Below are 16,272 nucleotides of genomic sequence, written 5' to 3'. Positions count from 1 at the left end.
ACGTGATGTTCAGGATTAGCATGCAAGACCAAGCCGGCCCCGTAGGGATGTTCGGCGATGGCCTCGCTCATTTTCACGCGGTGTCACGATCCCTAGTAACTCACTGGTATCACGTGAGCCTGAAGCGTCGACACGAAGATCGCTTCGTAGCTTACGAGGAGATGTTGAGCGACGAGCCCCGTCTGGTTGAGCTGCTGGTCTCTCAGAACGAGAACCTGCTCGTGCAGGAAGTCCAAGTCGTCACCCCAGGGTGGATGAACAAGGGATCTAGCTGGAGGATGGAGAAGCTGACCTCGTTATCCATGGGATTCAATCAGGCTGAAGTGCCAATCTGCGTCTTGAAGGTCGAGAGTGGTGATGTGTACGTCAATACTCATCAGCGTGATTTGGATGTTGAGTCTCTGACGGGATTGAGGGAGCTCTACCGGAGGACTGCTCCAGAGACCACCGTAACTCCTGTATCGAGAGGTTAGTAACCATGGAAGAGATCAACACGGTCGCAGTCGATTTGCACGTTAAACGCTACTCGGACTTTGACCTGCTTCGCCTCGCCAGAGCAGCGAGCCAGGATTACGACGGGCTGGTTACTGCGTTTCTGGTGGGTGTCCACATTCATGCCTGCAGCGCCGTCGGCGTTGTCTTCAGCCACATTTCCCCAGGGCCATACCAGCGATTTGCGGATGGTCGGCTGATCCGGACATCTGACATTCAGTCTGTGACGAAACAAGGCAGGTTCTGGGTGATCACCACGGTTCACTCCAAGTATGTCATTGCGACGTTCAGGCGCGATGTTGGGCGGCGTAGTCTTCGGGAGTTCATGCGTGTAGCAAGCGGACGTTATGTCCCAACACCGAGTCGTCTCCAGTAGTCATTCCGCCTTGTGGGCGTGCCCGCCTTCGTCGGGACGGCTGTCGTGAACCAAGCCCCGCTGGAGCGGATCTTGGCCCCTGCGGGCTTCCATCCTCACGTCTCTGGCCCATCCAGGGCCGGCGCGCTCCGGTTGCCGTTTTGGCTGCAAGCTTGAGGCGGTCAGCCCTACTCCAACGATAACCTCAGACACCATGAATCAGCGCACCGAAGTTTTACCTGAGATCGACATCGCTGAATTTCAGGAACGCTACCCTCAGATGTTCTCTAACCCCGGTGTCGATGAGATTTATTGCGACCCTGGGTGGCGGGGAATCTTGATCGCTCTTTGCGACACAATTCAGAATCACCTGAAGCAACACCCCGAGGTCTCTCTTGTGACGGTAGAGCAGATCAAGTCCAAATTTGGCGAGCTGCATTTCTTTTATGAAGGCGGCGATGCTTACTGCAGGGGGGCAATAGACGTAGCGATCCAACTCTCGACGAAGACCTGCTCGTACTGCGGAGCGCCTGGGAAGCAGGTCGGGGGCACATGGGTCAGCACACTGTGCTCACGTCATGATGGCAGCGATCAACTGGATGATAAGCTCGCGACATGAGGATCAAGCCCGTCTTGACCCAACGGAGACTGCCGCCTCGTTGTTCAGCACAAGAGCAGCCGTGTCGTTAAACCGCTGAGCATTTCATTGATCAGGGGAGTCCTTCCGCCGTGAGTCCCTCCACGAACATGCCAGCAATGATCCTGGCATCCAAGAGCGCATGGTGCGGCGGCTCTCCACCGTCGCTGACCGGGGACAGGGTTGTAGCGTCGGTAGGGTAATTACGTACGTTTCTAGGCCAGTACCCATTGTCATAAGCAAGCTCGCAGAACAGCTCCCAGTCGAATTGTGGCGCATCCGTAACGATCTCTATCGCACAGTCGAAAGACGCCAGGAACTCGAGAAGCGAAATCCTCGCCTCGGTGATAGGCAACGCCCAGCTGCCACCCCACAACTGCGGAAGCACGATTTCCTTTACGAAATTACTGCAGTCTTCTTCTCTCCAATCATCAAGCAATTCCACGTAGAATTCGCGCCCTTCCTCAGCTACCAGTGCCAGCGATATCAGCTTCGCTGCTGCCGAGAGCTGTGTGAATTCACAATCGAGAAAGAGCCTCATGTCCTTAAAACTCCATAATGAATAGGCGTCGCCTCGACATGGTGCAAGAAGGTCAGCTGTGGGATCTGGCTCTTCACCATTTCGGCCATGAAGGGCTGCTCGAGCTAGTTGTGAAGCTGTGGCGTACCGCTTCTCCCCCACCCACATTACTGGTTGAGCATCTCAGCACCCCTAGGGTGAGCCAACAAGTCCTGAATATACTGAAAGTTGCCCAAGAGCAGGTCGGTGCATTCGTGCCGGGTAGAACGCCACTCAGCGGCACGGTAACTTTGTACGCTCGTCACGCGAGTGATCTTGCGGACGGGCTGATTACTCGTCTGCCGAAGGGGCAGCTCTCGCGAGCTTGGCGGGGCTCATGTCTCGAAATCGACCTAGGAATATGAGCCTCACTTATTTCTCGGAATGCCGTGAAGGAAGCCTAGTAGAATCGCCGCGCTACATGTTGACCCCTTCGAGGCGTTGTATGAATTCAGATTTGAGCGAAGAAGAAATGCGTCTTGCCCTTTTCGGCTCGGCCCAGCCTGAAGAGCAGATACTTGCTTCTCAAGTCGACGATCCGGTGCCAGAGGTTGTGTTCACCAAGCCAACGGTAGCGCCTGCTGCCAAGAAGAAGGTGGCGAAGGCTTTCAAGCCCCGACTGCGAGTCACGCTGAGCGTGGGCAATGAGTTTGAAGGCAAAACGTACGAGCTGATCCATGACGCCGACACCTTGAGCACGCTGCTTGCTGAACAGGAAGCGGTCAAGGCTGCCCGGAAGAAGTACAAGTATGTGGAAGTCGTCTCGGTCAAATCTATGTAGACGTCCTCGCTCACCTAGCCTCGCAGCTGGAATTGCGGCCTAGGTACGATCCTTGGCGAGGATGGTCATGCCCCGGTATCTGTCAGTGCGACTTTTGGCTTGTTAAAGCCAACTCTGCACCACATCCAGCAATAGCTTGATGTTCAGTATCACGATCACCGCTGCGATCCCCCAGGCGAGTATCGCTAACGCACGCCCAGCGACCAGCGAGCCCATCTTCGAGCGGTCGGTAACAAACCTTACCAGCGGAATAACAGCGAACGGCAGCTGCATCGACAGTATCACCTGGCTCAAGACCAGCAGCTGCGCGGTGCCTCTCTCTCCGTACAACATGGTCACGATCACCACCGGAATAATCGCGATTGCGCGTGTGATTAATCTACGAGCCCACGCAGGAATCCGCAGCTGCAGAAATCCTTCCATTACGATTTGCCCGGCCAGGGTGGCGGTAACCGTGGAGTTCATTCCAGATGCGAGCAAAGCGATGGCGAAGAGAGTGGATGCGATGCCTACACCGATCATAGGAGAAAGGAGCTCATGCGCCTTTTCTATATCCGCTACGTCTGTGCGACCTGCCGCATTGAACACCGCTGCAGCCGTGATGAGGATCGCCGCATTGATGAACAGCGCCAAGGTGAGCGCGATAGTGCTATCGGTTACCGCCCAGCGCAAACCGCTCTTCTTGCCAGCCTCGGTTCGCGGGTAGTTGCGGGTCTGCACGATGGATGAGTGCAGATAGAGGTTATGAGGCATTACCGTCGCACCGATAATACCGATGGCCAGATAGAGTGCAGCGGGGTTTGTCACAACCTCGGTTTGCGGTATGAATCCTTGCAGCACCGCAGCAAGTGGCGGCTGGGACATCACCATCTGTGCAGCAAAGCACGCAAAGATCAGCACCAGCAGCGCTACGATGAAAGCCTCCAGCCAGCGAAACCCTCGCCGCATCAACAGCAGAATCAGGAACACGTCGGCAGCGCAAAGAATGGTGCCCCATAACAACGGGATGTCGAACAGCAGCTTGAGCGCAATCGCAGTCCCGATAACCTCAGCCAGATCACAGGCAATGATTGCCAGCTCGCAGACAAACCACAGGCCCATACGAACGGGTGCGCTGTAGTGCGCTCTGCATGCTTGCGCCAGATCCAGCCCTGTAGCGATGCCCAGCCGAGCGGCCAGCGCCTGAAGCACGATAGCCATCAAGTTCGATAGCAGAATGACCGAAAGCAACATGTAGCCAAACTGTGATCCACCCGCAATGTCGGTCGCCCAGTTGCCAGGATCCATATAACCCACGGCGACCATGTAGCCAGGGCCAGCGAAAGCTAGAAGTCGTCGCACCCAGCCGCCAGAGGCTGGTACTGGGACGCTGGCATTCAGCTCTCCCAGGCTAGGCTGTACGCCAACGGCGAGCGGCCCCGGAAGGGCTAATTTGGGATCACGACCGGGAGGATTAGATGAACCTTCGCGCTTCGCCAAAATGCAGCTCCGAGATGAGACACACTAAAGCGTGAACTCCGCTCGGCTCCGTCAATGCTCTGGCCAAGCTCTGCACGCTACCCGTTTGTACGTAACACAGCCCTTGTCTCACTTCACGGCATCATCACCGCTCTTCCATCACGCCAACTTGCCCAACGTTCGACGAGCAACCGTAGCCAGGCGTCAGGATTAACGACCGGCATCACTTTTTCAGCAGGCGTAGCCCGTTCAGCACCACTAAAACGCTCACGCCGACATCAGCGAATACGGCCATCCACATTGTTGCCATTCCCACCAAGGTGAAGGACAAGAACACTGCCTTGATGCCCAAGGCAAAGACGATATTCTGTTTCAGGATGCTGGCCGTCTGACGGGACAGGCGGATGAAGGCCGGGATTTTTCTGAGGTCATCATCCATCAGGGCAACGTCAGCGGTTTCGATAGCAGTATCGGTGCCTGCAGCCGCCATCGCGAACCCAATCTGCGACTTGGCTAATGCGGGCGCATCATTGATGCCGTCGCCGACCATACCCACCACATGCCCTTTGGACTGCAATTCTTCGATTGCGGTGAGTTTGTCAGCTGGAAGCAGATTTCCTGAAGCCTGATCAATACCAACGGATTGGGCAATGGCAGATGCGGTGTGATCATTGTCGCCGGTCAACATGGCAGTTTTCACGCCCAGTGCATGCAGCTCTTCAATCGCCTTTTGGCTAGACTGCTTAACCGTATCAGCGACTGCAAAGACTGCCAGCGCACGATCAGCGTTGCTCAATACCACAACGGTCTTGCCTTGCCGCTCTAAGGCACCCAACTGCGACTCCAGCGAAGCGTCACAAAGACCAAGCTCCTCCAGCAGCCGATGGTTGCCCAAGTGGTACTGCTTACCGTCAATATCTCCCTTGATACCTTTACCGGGCAACGCAGCGAAACCATCGACCTGTACAAGCGTCAATGGATCCTGATCGCGGGCAACGGCCAGCGACACAGGGTGGTCTGACCGGCTGCCCAAGCTTGCTGCGATCTTCCGCAAATCGACTTCAGGCTGATCAACCAAGCTGAAGAACTCGGTAAGTACCGGCTTGCCGTGCGTGATCGTGCCTGTCTTGTCTAGAGCGACATAGTCGACCTTAGCGCCGATTTCCAGATAGATCCCGCCTTTGACCAAAATCCCTTTGCGCGCTGCAGCCGCAAGCCCGCTGACGATGGAAACGGGCGTGGAGATAACCAAGGCACACGGGCAAGCGACTACCAACAACACCAAGGCGCGGTAAACCCAATCAAACCAGGCTCCGGCCATAAAGACTGGCGGTATGACTGCAACTGCCAGCGCGAAGAAGAAAACCGCTGGGGTGTAGTATTTTGCGAACTGATCAACGAAACGCTGCGTGGGTGCGCGGGAGCCTTGAGCCTCTTCCACCGCATGGATGATGCGAGCCAGCGTCGTGTTGTTTGCTCGTGCTGTAACACGGTACTCGAAGGCTCCCGATTCGTTGATGGAACCCGCGTAAACCTTGTCGCCCACCGTTTTCTCAATAGGCATGCTTTCGCCTGTGATGGGGGCTTGGTTGACTGTTGAATGACCTTGCTCAATCTCTCCGTCAAGGCCTATGCGTTCGCCGGGACGCGCACGGACGAGATCACCGATGTCGACAATTTTCGCATCTACTTCCTTCCACTGGCCGTCTGCTTGCCTGACAGTCGCACGATCAGGGGACAGGCTCATCAAGCCCTGAATGGCATTGCGTGCGCGATCCAGGGATTTAGCCTCAATCAGTTCCGCTATGGTGAAGAGAAACATGACCATTGCGGCTTCAGGCCACTGACCAATCAGCACGGCGCCTGTTACCGCAATGGACATCAGTGCATTGATGTTCAGGTTCAAATGCCGGATCGAAATCCAACCTTTTTTATAGGTGGCCGGCCCGCAGATGGCTATAGAAAGCAGGGCAACCATGGCCACAAGCCATTCCGGCGCAGCTGACGTTAAATGCAAGACCTCAGCACCTACGGCTGCGACACCTGCCAAACCTAGAGGCCACCACCCGGTTTTCGGGGCTGCAGCGCCCGGCTGGCTGCTGCCTTCCTCTGCAACCACAGCCGACATACCTAAGCTGCGAATAGCTTCGAGTGCCCCATAAAGAGCCTCTGGCTGATGCGTAAGACTAACAGTGCGTTGAGGTATGTTGAAATCCAGCCCCTCCACGCCTGCAAGCGTTTTGAGCTTGGCGCGAATGAGGCTTTCCTCTGCCGAGCAGTCAAGTTGGGCGACCTGTATCTTCGTGGTTTTAGGCGAGTCCAGCCGCTCCGCAGTCATTCCCAGCGTAGAGATTGCCTTGGCAATTTCAGTCGTATCCGCAAGGGTATGCCACACGCCGAGCGTTCTTTTCATCATGTTGAATTCGAGTTTCTCGACACCCGCCATCTTGCCAAGCTTGCCTTCGATCATGGCCTGCTCGGTTGGGCAGCACATCTGACCTATGTGGAATGTATTGAATGATGCGCCTTGAGAGGATCGGCTATGGGGCGTATCACTTAGGTCGGCTACCTTAGCTACCTCAGGTTCTGCACAGCATTCCGATTCAATATTTTGAGAGGCCAAGCAGCAGCCACCAGGGGTGGGCTCGACGCTGGGCGTCGAACTTTGTAGCTCCTTGTGCGAGTTAGCTGGTTCGCTGAGGGTATAAAGCTGGCCCGAACTGGCAGGTGCCAAGTGGGTTTGTGAGCTAGATGAGCAGCACGTCGCCCTCACGGCTTCGGACGTCAAGCTATCGCTCGCCCCGCAGCAGGGGGTGGTAGAGCCGCCCTGTTCACTGCCAGCGCTATCGTGGTTAGGTGCCCATGTCTCGACCGCTCGTCCAGCCGTTTCGGCGGCGGCTGGAGAACCATTTGGTTCGCCACAGCACTTCTTCATTTCGTTACCCTCAGCAAATTATGCTGAGAGTAAACACCCTGAAGTGGCTACAGGGTCAAGCACCAGGTGGCTCGAATTCGCTCAAATGTATGGCTTCACTGCGCCGGATAGTCAGCCACGACTAGCTCTTTATCTTGGGTTGTCAAACCAATGACCTGATAGGCGCTTTTACGGCTGCCTGATTCCATACCGGGGGAGCCCATGGGCATGCCTGGCGCGGCTACACCCTTGAGATCAGAGCGCTTAACCAGCTCGGCAATCTGTTGCACGGGCACATGACCCTCTACGAACTTCCCATTCACTACACCGGTGTGGCATGAGCCCAGTTTATGGGGCACGCCCAGCTTGTCCTTGACTGCGCTCATGTTGTCTTCCACGTGATCGTTCACCGTGAAGCCATTGTCTCGCAGGTAGGCAATCCATTTGGAGCAACACCCGCAGTTCGGATCTCGGTGTACGTCAATGGTCTGGACTGGAGCAGCTTGAACCAGTGACACAGTGCCTACTGCAATGAGCATGGCAATGCGACGCCCTGCGATTTTCAAACTTGGCAATTTCATATGTGGGCTCACGTTGATATGGAATAAACAGCCTGGGCTCGTCGCACCTGGCTAAATGCAGCCTCATGGAGAAAAAAGCACTTCACAAGCTCTGGATATGTAACAAGGTGTATTCGCCAGTCCAATCTGCCGCTCACTGAGTGTTTAGGGCTATGCGTATTGAGGGAAGATTAGCTTGAACGTCGTAGGGCCGTTAAGTTCGCTTTCTACGGCTACATGGCCTTCGTGGAGGCTCATGATGCTTCGCACGATGGCCAGGCCCAGTCCTGTCCCCCCCTGTTGCCTGGATCGGCTAGGGTGAACACGGTAAAACCTGTCGAAAATCCTAGGTAGATGTTCAGCTGCGATCCCTTCCCCAGTATTGCGTACCGCCAGTACCGCCTCGGTTCGGCTTTCTTCAAGCTCCAAAGCGACAGTGCTCCCGTCAGGGCCGTGCCTGATAGCATTTGAGAGAAGATTTGAGATGGCCCTTTGGATCATCAGCCTCTCACCGATGGCGTGTGAGTGGCCCTTAATGACCAAAGACATGCCCTTGTCTTCAGCAGAGTGCGAGAACAGCTCCATCACTTTCTCGGCTTCGCTGCGCAGGTCAATCGACTCGGTCGCTAGCGGCACAGAGGGCTGACTGACGCTCGCCAGGAAAAGCATTTGTGAGACCATGCGCGAGAGCCGTTCCAGCTCTTCAGTGCATGATTCCAGCACCTGTTTGTATTCCGAAGGGGGACGTTCTCTTGAAAGCGTGACCTGAGCCTTGCCCATCAGGTTGTTCATCGGCGAGCGCAGCTCATGGGCAAGGTCGTCAGAAAACTGCGCAAGCTGCTGCACGTCACCATCAAGCCGATGGAGCATGAAATTGATAGCGTGGGCCAAATCTCGAAGCTCATCGGGAAGGCCATCCACTTTCATCCGATGAGAGAGATCACGTGCAGATACCATGGCAGCGACTTTTCGAAACGCACGCAGCGGTTTTAGCTCTCGATGAACAAACCACCAGGCACCGCCTCCCACCAAAAGAAGGATCAGTGGAACCGCAAACAGAGAGGATTTCACAAAAGCGCTTAGGAGCGTGACATCGCTTTCCCTGTCTAAAGAAAGGAGCACGAGCACGTGCTGACCATTAAGCAGTCGTACCACCCTGTAGGCCATTAAGGTTTCATGGCCTTCAGGGCTGGTCAGGTGAAGGTAATCCTTAGACCGACCGTCTGTTTCAGGAATGGGCAGCTCCTTTCCCTCATCTCCACCTAGGCTCAACAGCCGCCTTCTTGGCGAACTGGAATCCAGGATTGTCAGCGTGTAGTCATCATGGCCAATGATCTGGTCACGAAGGTTGTGCGGGTGCAGAACCACTTCGGCTACTGAGCTTGAGCCCTCCGCCAAACTATGCTCAATCTGGCTGAGCTTTTCATTGAGCGCATCCACAGCCCGCGCATCAAGCTGGCGTGAAAGGGTCGCATACGCCAGCGTGGCCATGATCAGCACCAGAAGCGCACAGATGGCACTCACCGTCAGCCCTAGGCGCATGGAAAGTCTGGTAGGCCTCACTCCCGCGCCTCCAGCACATACCCAACACCGCGCAGGGTGTGAATCAGCTTGCGGTCGAACGGGTCATCTATCTTCGCCCTGAGTCGACGTATCGAAACCTCTACCACGTTGGTATCGCAGTCGAAATTCATGTCCCAAACCAGAGAAATGATCTGTGTCCGAGACATGACTTCACCGCTATGGCGCATCAGCAAATGAAGGAGGGCGAACTCTTTGGTGGTTAGGTCAATGCGCTGGGTACCGCGAAAGGCTCGGTGCCTACCTTGGTCAAGCTCAAGATCTGCCACGCGAAGCACTTCAGGCAAACCCGACTGCTCGCTTCGACGCATCAGTGTTCGGATCCTGGCCAGTAGCTCGGGAAATTCAAAGGGCTTGACGAGATAGTCGTCGGCACCCATTTCAAGACCTTTTACCTTTTCTTCCAGGCGTCCACGCGCTGTCACCATAATGACTCGGGTATTGCAGGTTTTTCTAAGTTCTCTCAAAACCTCCCAGCCTTCCATCACCGGCAAGTTAACGTCCAGAATTACAATGTCGTAAACCTGGCTTTGAGCAAGGTGCAGACCATCAATTCCGGTTTTAGCTATATCAACTATATAACCACTTTCCGACAGGCCTTGATGCATATACTCGGCAGTTTTGAGCTCGTCCTCTACAACAAGGATTCGCATAGAAGACATCCTCTATAATTAAATTATCTGACTCACGAGCTATAGAAGTTGTTGGATGCCCGGCGCCGCCACTTTCACAGATTTTTCACAAGCCTCTGTACGCAAAGGGATTTTAAAGCCTGTAGCTGGTTCAGGGTCAAGGTTCCTGACACAGAGAATCGGCCCGATACGCGCTGATAGCACCCACGGTTGACGCAAAAAGGAACTAAGGTGTTACTGCATATTTCCGTCGAAGACCTGCTACCTGACAACCTTAATCCAATCCCTAAAGGCCCGTGGCCAGATAACGAAATTGTAATTTTCCTGCAACCCTCATGATAACCACTGTTCCCTAGAGTTCTCGCACCTACTTTGTCTAGCTATAGGCAGAGTTTCGCCTGCTCGTATCGAGCTGAGTATGTTGAGCGACTGGAGAAGTGCAGAGTGCTTGGGTTTGGAATTTTTTCAGTAGCGTCGCGCACTCTAAGGTGTGCTTGCGCACTCGGCGTCTTGTCCATTCTGATGGTGCCACTGAGCGCTACGGCGCTGGACAAGCCGCAAAACATATCCTTGCAAGAGGCAATCGAGGCTGCGTTTTCACGCAACCCGGATCTTGCTGCAGCCCGGTGGGAGATCGAAATCTCCGAAGGGGAAAGGCAACAGGCCGGGTTGATGCCAAATCCCGAACTGTCGTGGGAGGTAGAAGATACCCGCCGCAGCACCAGCACCACTACAGTCATGCTGAGTCAGGCTCTGGAGCTTGGCGGTAAGCGGGGTGCCCGTATTAACGTAGCAGAACGTGGGCAGGATACGGCGAGAATCGAGCTGGAGCGTCGGGGCAATGAGCTACGTGCCGATGTGGTACAGGCCTACTTTGCAGCGTTCAGAGCACAGACCGGGCTTGATTTGGCCAGGCAGTCTCAGGGCCTCGCACAAAGAGGTTTGGAGGTAGCCGAAGGTCGAGTCCGTGCGGGCAAGTCCTCACCGGTGGAGGCCACCAGAGCCCAGGTGCAGCTTGCAGAGACAGACCTTCAAGTGCGCCGGGCACAGACCCTTAAAACTAACGCTTATCGGGAACTGGCCAAGGCAACCGGATCCGCTGTGATCTCTTTCGACAGGTTGGACGGTGCTGATCTGTCCAAGATTGTAGCGCCGCCCTCGATGGAACTGTTGAGCGCCCTGAGTCAGTCTGCCGAGCTGCGCCTGGCTGAAGCCCAGATACAACGAACTGAAGCAGCCTTGGGATCGGAGCGGGCACAACGTGTGCCGGATTTAACCGTCAGCGTTGGCAGCCAGTACAGCCGCGAAGACCGAGAGCAGGTGAACGTCGTCGGCATGTCAATGCCCCTTCCGCTGTTCAATCGTAACCAAGGCAATGTCTTGGCCGCCTCTCGCCGCGCAGATCAGGCCCGAGATCTGCGTAACGCTGCAGAGTTAAGGCTTCGCACCATAGTCCAATCGGCTCTGGATCAGTGGACAACCTCTTCACGGGAGGTCGAGTCCTACAATCGAGCCATCCTGCCGGCAGCTCAAAACGCCGTAGACACCGCCACACGCGGTTTTGAAATGGGCAAATTCGGTTACCTGGAAGTGCTTGACGCTCAGCGAACGCTCATCGATGCACGCACCCAGTACCTGGAATCCATGGCTACGGCGACTGATGCCAGGGTAACCGTGGAGCGCATCTATGGCGATCTCAGTCACCTGTCCCCTAATCCGTAAATCTCGCTAATCCGAACTTATCGGGCACGTTGCATGCGCGGCATGCATATGGTCGTCAGGAGCATTCATGAATAACACACGGGGCATAACAATCGCTGTGGCGGTCGTAGCCATCATTGGTCTGGGTAGCGTTGCAGTAGGTGGCAAAATATTGCCCGTTGTGGCTGACGTTCAAGCTGCTGGCGATGGCCACGAGAAGGAATCTGGTCACGCTCACGGCGAAGACGGACATGGCAAGGAGGAGCATGGTGCAGCAGGAGAAAAAGAAACTGGCCATGGGGAAGAAGAACATGGCGATGAAGGCCATGGCAAGGAAGGCCACACAGAAACAGCCTCCGAGGGAGCCCATGAAGAGGAAGGACACCTTGAGCTGACGGCTGAGCAAATTAATGCCGCTGGCATTGAGATCGTAGCCGCTGTACCCCGACAGATGAGTACGTCTGTGACATTTCCTGGTGAAATTCGCTTCGATGAAGACCGTACCTCTCACGTAGTACCTCGCGTAAGCGGCGTAGTCGAGTCAGTGAGGGCAGACCTGGGGCAGGCCGTGAAAAAAGGCCAGGTGCTGGCTGTGATTGCCAGCCAGCAGATCTCCGATCAGAGAAGCGAGCTAAGCGCTATCCAGAGGCGTTTGGAACTGGCACGCCTTACCATGCAGCGCGAGAAAGAGCTATGGCAGAGCAAGATATCTGCCGAGCAGGACTACTTATTGGCTCGCCAGGCGTATCAAGAGGCAGAGATCAATTTGGCCAATGCGCGGCAAAAACTCGGCGCCATTGGGGCAAATCTGAATGCGTCTGCAGGAAACCGGTATGAGCTTGTGGCGCCCTTTGATTCCGTGGTCGTGGAAAAACATCTGAGCATTGGCGAGATGGTGAATGAGGCCAGTACCGCGTTCACTTTGTCAGACCTCACGCGTGTCTGGGCAACCTTTGGTGTAACCCCAAAAGACTTGAACAAGGTCGTCGTTGGCAAGCCGGTGACTGTCAGCGCCCCTGATCTGGACGCCAAGGTTGAAGGCCGTGTGAGCTACGTCGGCAGCCTGCTGGGCGAACAGACCAGGGCTGCAGTAGTGCGAGTCATTTTGCCCAATCCTGAGGGCGCCTGGCGTCCAGGGCTTTTCGTATCAATCGACGTGACAGCGGAAAAGGCCCAAGCGGGTGTCAGCCTCCCTGAGACGGCCATTCAGACCGTTGAGGACAAGCCTTCGGTGTTCGTGCGCAATCCAGAGGGGTTTCAATTACAGCCGGTGACAATAGGTCGACGCGACGGTGGCTACGTAGAAATCGTTCAAGGCCTGGCCGCAGGTACCCAAGTGGCCTCTACAGGCAGTTTCATTCTCAAGTCAGAGCTCGGTAAAGGCTCAGCTGAGCACGTCCATTGATCCGCGTCGTACGAGTACAAACTCATGTTTGAACGTTTAATACAGTTCGCGATAGAGCAGCGCATTGTCGTGATGCTGGCCGTGTTGCTAATGGCTGGTCTTGGCATTGTCAGCTACCAGAAACTTCCCATCGATGCAGTGCCGGACATCACTAACGTCCAGGTGCAGATCAATACCTCGGCGCCAGGTTTTTCGCCGCTCGAAACTGAGCAGCGCATCACTTATTCGATTGAAACCAGCATGGCCGGCTTGCCTGGGTTGCAGCAGACGCGTTCGTTATCGCGTTCGGGTCTGTCTCAAGTGACCGTTATTTTTGAAGACGGCACGGATCTGTTCTTCGCTCGCCAGCAGGTCAGCGAACGGCTGCAGGTCGCCAGGGATCAACTGCCTGAGGGTGTCGATGCCGTCATGGGGCCGGTTTCGACAGGGCTCGGGGAAATCTTCTTATGGACAGTCGAAGCTGCCGAAGGCGCACTCAAGGAGGACGGAACCCCTTACACCCCGACCGACCTTCGCGTGATCCAGGACTGGATCGTCAAACCGCAACTGCGCAATGTGCCGGGCGTTGCAGAGATCAATACCATCGGGGGCTTTGCCAAGCAGTACCAGATTGCACCAGACCCCAAAAAACTGGCGGCTTACAAGCTGACGCTGAATGACTTGGTGGCGGCCCTGGAGCGCAACAACGCAAACGTTGGTGCCGGCTATATCGAGCGCGGTGGAGAGCAGTTGCTGATCCGGGCGCCCGGCCAGCTCGCTACAGCGGATGACATCGCTAACATCGTCATTGCCAACGTACAGGGCACGCCCATCAGAGTCGGAAGTGTTGCGGATGTAGGCATCGGCCAGGAATTACGTTCAGGAGCTGCAACCGAAAACGGGCGCGAGGTCGTGCTCGGCACTGTCTTCATGCTCATCGGTGAAAACAGCCGCACGGTGTCGCAAGCAGTGGCGGCCAAGCTGGTCGACATCAACCGCTCGCTGCCGAAAGGTGTTCAGGCCGTCACGGTGTACGACCGCACCAATCTGGTCGAGAAAGCCATCGCGACCGTAAAGAAGAACCTTATCGAAGGCGCGATTCTGGTTATCGCGATCCTTTTCCTGTTCCTTGGGAACATCCGTGCTGCATTGATCACGGCCATGGTTATCCCGCTAGCAATGCTGTTTACGTTCACCGGCATGTTTGCAAACAAGGTCAGCGCTAACCTCATGAGCCTGGGGGCGTTGGACTTTGGCATCATCGTCGACGGTGCAGTGGTGATCGTTGAAAACGCGATCCGCAGGCTCGCCCATGCGCAGCAGAAACATGGTCGAATGCTGACCCGAGGAGAACGGTTCCACGAAGTTTTTGCTGCAGCCAAGGAGGCTCGCCGACCTCTGATCTTCGGCCAGCTGATTATCATGGTCGTGTATTTGCCTATCTTTGCCTTGACGGGCGTTGAGGGAAAAATGTTTCACCCTATGGCGTTTACCGTGGTTATCGCGTTGCTCGGTGCGATGATCCTGTCTGTAACGTTCGTTCCTGCCGCTATCGCCATGTTCGTCACCGGCAAGGTCAAGGAAGAGGAAGGCGTCGTCATGCGCACGGCACGCCTGCGCTACGACCCTATTCTTAAATGGGTGCTCGGCCATCGCTCGGTAGCCTTTTCAGCAGCATTCAGTTTGATCATCTTGTCTGGTTTCGCAGCAAGCCGAATGGGCAGCGAGTTCATCCCCAGCTTAAGTGAGGGTGACTTTGCTTTGCAGGCGCTCCGAGTGCCCGGAACAAGCCTGACCCAATCGGTTGATATGCAGCAGCGATTGGAGAAAGCGGTCATTGAAAAGGTGCCAGAAGTACAACGTGTCTTCGCTCGAACAGGGACGGCAGAAATTGCAGCTGATCCGATGCCACCGAATATTTCTGACAGCTACGTCATGCTCAAGCCGCAAAGCGAGTGGCCTGATCCAGATAAGTCGCGGGAGACCTTGATTGCTGATCTTCAAAAAGCGGCAGCGAGCGTTCCCGGTAGCAACTACGAGCTGTCCCAGCCGATCCAGCTGCGCTTCAACGAATTGATTTCAGGCGTGCGAAGCGATGTTGGGGTCAAGGTATTTGGCGACGATATGGAGGTGCTGAACCAGACTGCCGCGAAAATCGCCGCTGCGTTACAAAGGGTGCCTGGGGCGTCCGAGGTCAAGGTCGAGCAGACAACCGGGTTGCCGGTACTGACTATCAACATCGACCGGGACAAGGCTGCTCGCTATGGCCTGAACGTCGGTGACGTGCAGGATGCGATTGCGACCGCCGTCGGTGGCCGCCAAGCGGGCACGTTGTACGAAGGTGACCGTAGATTCGACATGGTAGTGCGCCTATCTGAGAAGCTTCGAACTGATGTGTCAGGCTTGTCGAGTCTGCTTATCCCCGTTCCGGCCAGTGCCGGCAGCAGCGATCAGAAGATTGGCTTCATCGCGCTCTCACAAGTCGCGAGCCTGGATTTGGTGCTTGGGCCTAATCAGATTAGCCGGGAAGATGGGAAGCGCGTTGTGATCGTCAGCGCTAACGTTCGTGGACGAGATCTAGGGTCGTTTGTTTCGGAAGCTGCAGAGACCATTCAAAACGGCGTGCAGATTCCTGCCGGGTATTGGACAACGTGGGGCGGGCAGTTCGAGCAGTTGCAGTCTGCGGCCAAGCGGCTACAGATCGTTGTGCCCGTCGCGTTAATGATGGTTCTGGCATTGTTGTTCATGATGTTCAACAACCTGAAGGATGGCTTGCTGGTCTTCACCGGCATCCCGTTTGCACTGACTGGTGGCGTCATGGCGCTGTGGCTTAGAGACATCCCCCTGTCTATCTCGGCGGGGGTAGGCTTTATTGCCCTTTCGGGTGTTGCGGTGCTCAACGGATTGGTCATGATCGCGTTCATCCGAAACCTCCGTGAAGAGGGGCGCTCGCTGAGCGACGCCATCAATATCGGGGCTTTGACTCGTCTACGCCCTGTACTGATGACGGCGCTCGTTGCCTCGCTCGGGTTTATACCCATGGCATTGGCGACGGGCACAGGTGCTGAGGTTCAGCGCCCATTGGCCACCGTAGTGATCGGCGGCATCCTGTCCTCGACGGCGCTGACCTTATTGGTGCTCCCGGCGCTGTACCAATGGGCTTATCGCCGAGAGGAGGACTGATCACGCCAGCCGCCTCAAAGCAAAGCTCGCGGCAA

Annotated in this window: 13 protein-coding genes; 7 read left to right on the top strand and 6 right to left on the bottom strand. The window is 55.7% G+C overall.

Translation table 11 applies throughout. From position 1 onward, the window contains the following. Nucleotides 1-5: 5 nt before the first annotated feature. From QMX89_RS12545 to QMX89_RS12535, 3 genes are all read left to right on the top strand, one after another. On the top strand, nucleotides 6-473 hold the full coding sequence (locus QMX89_RS12545; protein WP_282348444.1) for a hypothetical protein: 468 nt from the start codon (nucleotides 6-8) through the stop codon (nucleotides 471-473). Between the two features lie 5 nt (nucleotides 474-478). Beyond that, nucleotides 479-868, top strand: a complete 390-nt coding sequence (locus tag QMX89_RS12540; RefSeq protein WP_282348442.1) for a hypothetical protein — start codon at nucleotides 479-481, stop codon at nucleotides 866-868. A 193-nt stretch (nucleotides 869-1,061) separates the two neighbouring features. Next, a complete protein-coding gene (locus QMX89_RS12535; RefSeq protein ID WP_282348440.1) occupies nucleotides 1,062-1,466 on the top strand; it encodes a hypothetical protein in 405 nt (134 codons plus the stop codon). Nucleotides 1,467-1,557: 91 nt separating this feature from the next. On the opposite strand, the gene QMX89_RS12530 is transcribed toward QMX89_RS12535, so the two are convergent. Then, entirely contained in the window at nucleotides 1,558-2,025 is a 468-nt protein-coding gene (locus QMX89_RS12530) for a 3'-5' exoribonuclease (protein WP_282348439.1), read from the bottom strand. Between the two features lie 463 nt (nucleotides 2,026-2,488). Between QMX89_RS12530 and QMX89_RS12525 the strand changes: the two genes are divergently transcribed. Then, nucleotides 2,489-2,824 carry a hypothetical protein gene (locus QMX89_RS12525; protein ID WP_282348438.1) on the top strand — a complete coding sequence of 112 codons (336 nt, stop codon included), beginning with the start codon at nucleotides 2,489-2,491 and terminating at the stop codon, nucleotides 2,822-2,824. 102 nt (nucleotides 2,825-2,926) lie between these two features. On the opposite strand, the gene QMX89_RS12520 is transcribed toward QMX89_RS12525, so the two are convergent. The 5 genes from QMX89_RS12520 to QMX89_RS12500 form a co-directional block, all read right to left on the bottom strand. Then, entirely contained in the window at nucleotides 2,927-4,213 is a 1,287-nt protein-coding gene (locus QMX89_RS12520) for an Nramp family divalent metal transporter (protein ID WP_282348475.1), read from the bottom strand. 292 nt (nucleotides 4,214-4,505) lie between these two features. Then, on the bottom strand, nucleotides 4,506-6,776 hold the full coding sequence (locus QMX89_RS12515; RefSeq protein WP_282348474.1) for a heavy metal translocating P-type ATPase: 2,271 nt from the start codon (nucleotides 6,774-6,776) through the stop codon (nucleotides 4,506-4,508). Nucleotides 6,777-7,312: 536 nt separating this feature from the next. Beyond that, nucleotides 7,313-7,777 (bottom strand): DUF411 domain-containing protein, encoded by a 465-nt coding sequence (locus tag QMX89_RS12510; protein ID WP_282348436.1) that lies wholly within the window; start codon nucleotides 7,775-7,777, stop codon nucleotides 7,313-7,315. Nucleotides 7,778-7,927: 150 nt separating this feature from the next. Beyond that, nucleotides 7,928-9,319 carry a heavy metal sensor histidine kinase gene (locus QMX89_RS12505; RefSeq protein WP_282348435.1) on the bottom strand — a complete coding sequence of 464 codons (1,392 nt, stop codon included), beginning with the start codon at nucleotides 9,317-9,319 and terminating at the stop codon, nucleotides 7,928-7,930. Then, on the bottom strand, nucleotides 9,316-9,990 hold the full coding sequence (locus QMX89_RS12500; protein WP_282348434.1) for a heavy metal response regulator transcription factor: 675 nt from the start codon (nucleotides 9,988-9,990) through the stop codon (nucleotides 9,316-9,318). The genes QMX89_RS12505 and QMX89_RS12500 overlap by 4 nt, the downstream gene beginning before the upstream one ends. Before the next feature lie 501 nt (nucleotides 9,991-10,491). On the opposite strand from QMX89_RS12500, the gene QMX89_RS12495 reads away from it, so the two are divergent. The 3 genes from QMX89_RS12495 to QMX89_RS12485 all read left to right on the top strand — a co-directional run bounded on the left by QMX89_RS12495 (nucleotide 10,492) and on the right by QMX89_RS12485 (nucleotide 16,237). Next, entirely contained in the window at nucleotides 10,492-11,691 is a 1,200-nt protein-coding gene (locus QMX89_RS12495; protein WP_282348473.1) for a TolC family protein, read from the top strand. A 67-nt stretch (nucleotides 11,692-11,758) separates the two neighbouring features. Beyond that, a complete protein-coding gene (locus tag QMX89_RS12490; protein WP_282348433.1) occupies nucleotides 11,759-13,075 on the top strand; it encodes an efflux RND transporter periplasmic adaptor subunit in 1,317 nt (438 codons plus the stop codon). 24 nt (nucleotides 13,076-13,099) lie between these two features. After that, nucleotides 13,100-16,237 carry a CusA/CzcA family heavy metal efflux RND transporter gene (locus QMX89_RS12485; protein WP_282348432.1) on the top strand — a complete coding sequence of 1,046 codons (3,138 nt, stop codon included), beginning with the start codon at nucleotides 13,100-13,102 and terminating at the stop codon, nucleotides 16,235-16,237. The last annotated feature ends 35 nt before the right edge of the window (nucleotides 16,238-16,272 follow it).

Source organism: Pseudomonas sp. PS01301, from assembly GCF_029960215.1.
Lineage (GTDB): Bacteria > Pseudomonadota > Gammaproteobacteria > Pseudomonadales > Pseudomonadaceae > Aquipseudomonas > Aquipseudomonas coleopterorum.
This window is presented reverse-complemented; position numbering and strand designations above follow the sequence as displayed.

Excerpts from the sequence above, each read along its gene's own strand:
- QMX89_RS12525 (WP_282348438.1), top strand. The coding sequence starts at position 2,489 with ATGAATTCAGATTTGAGCGAAGAAGAAATGCGTCTTGCCCTTTTCGGC.
- QMX89_RS12515 (WP_282348474.1), bottom strand. The coding sequence starts at position 6,776 with ATGTGCTGCCCAACCGAGCAGGCCATGATCGAAGGCAAGCTTGGCAAG.
- QMX89_RS12540 (WP_282348442.1), top strand. The coding sequence starts at position 479 with ATGGAAGAGATCAACACGGTCGCAGTCGATTTGCACGTTAAACGCTAC.
- QMX89_RS12500 (WP_282348434.1), bottom strand. The coding sequence starts at position 9,990 with ATGCGAATCCTTGTTGTAGAGGACGAGCTCAAAACTGCCGAGTATATG.
- QMX89_RS12495 (WP_282348473.1), top strand. The coding sequence starts at position 10,492 with ATGGTGCCACTGAGCGCTACGGCGCTGGACAAGCCGCAAAACATATCC.
- QMX89_RS12545 (WP_282348444.1), top strand. The coding sequence starts at position 6 with ATGTTCAGGATTAGCATGCAAGACCAAGCCGGCCCCGTAGGGATGTTC.
- QMX89_RS12485 (WP_282348432.1), top strand. The coding sequence starts at position 13,100 with ATGTTTGAACGTTTAATACAGTTCGCGATAGAGCAGCGCATTGTCGTG.
- QMX89_RS12510 (WP_282348436.1), bottom strand. The coding sequence starts at position 7,777 with ATGAAATTGCCAAGTTTGAAAATCGCAGGGCGTCGCATTGCCATGCTC.
- QMX89_RS12490 (WP_282348433.1), top strand. The coding sequence starts at position 11,759 with ATGAATAACACACGGGGCATAACAATCGCTGTGGCGGTCGTAGCCATC.
- QMX89_RS12530 (WP_282348439.1), bottom strand. The coding sequence starts at position 2,025 with ATGAGGCTCTTTCTCGATTGTGAATTCACACAGCTCTCGGCAGCAGCG.
- QMX89_RS12535 (WP_282348440.1), top strand. The coding sequence starts at position 1,062 with ATGAATCAGCGCACCGAAGTTTTACCTGAGATCGACATCGCTGAATTT.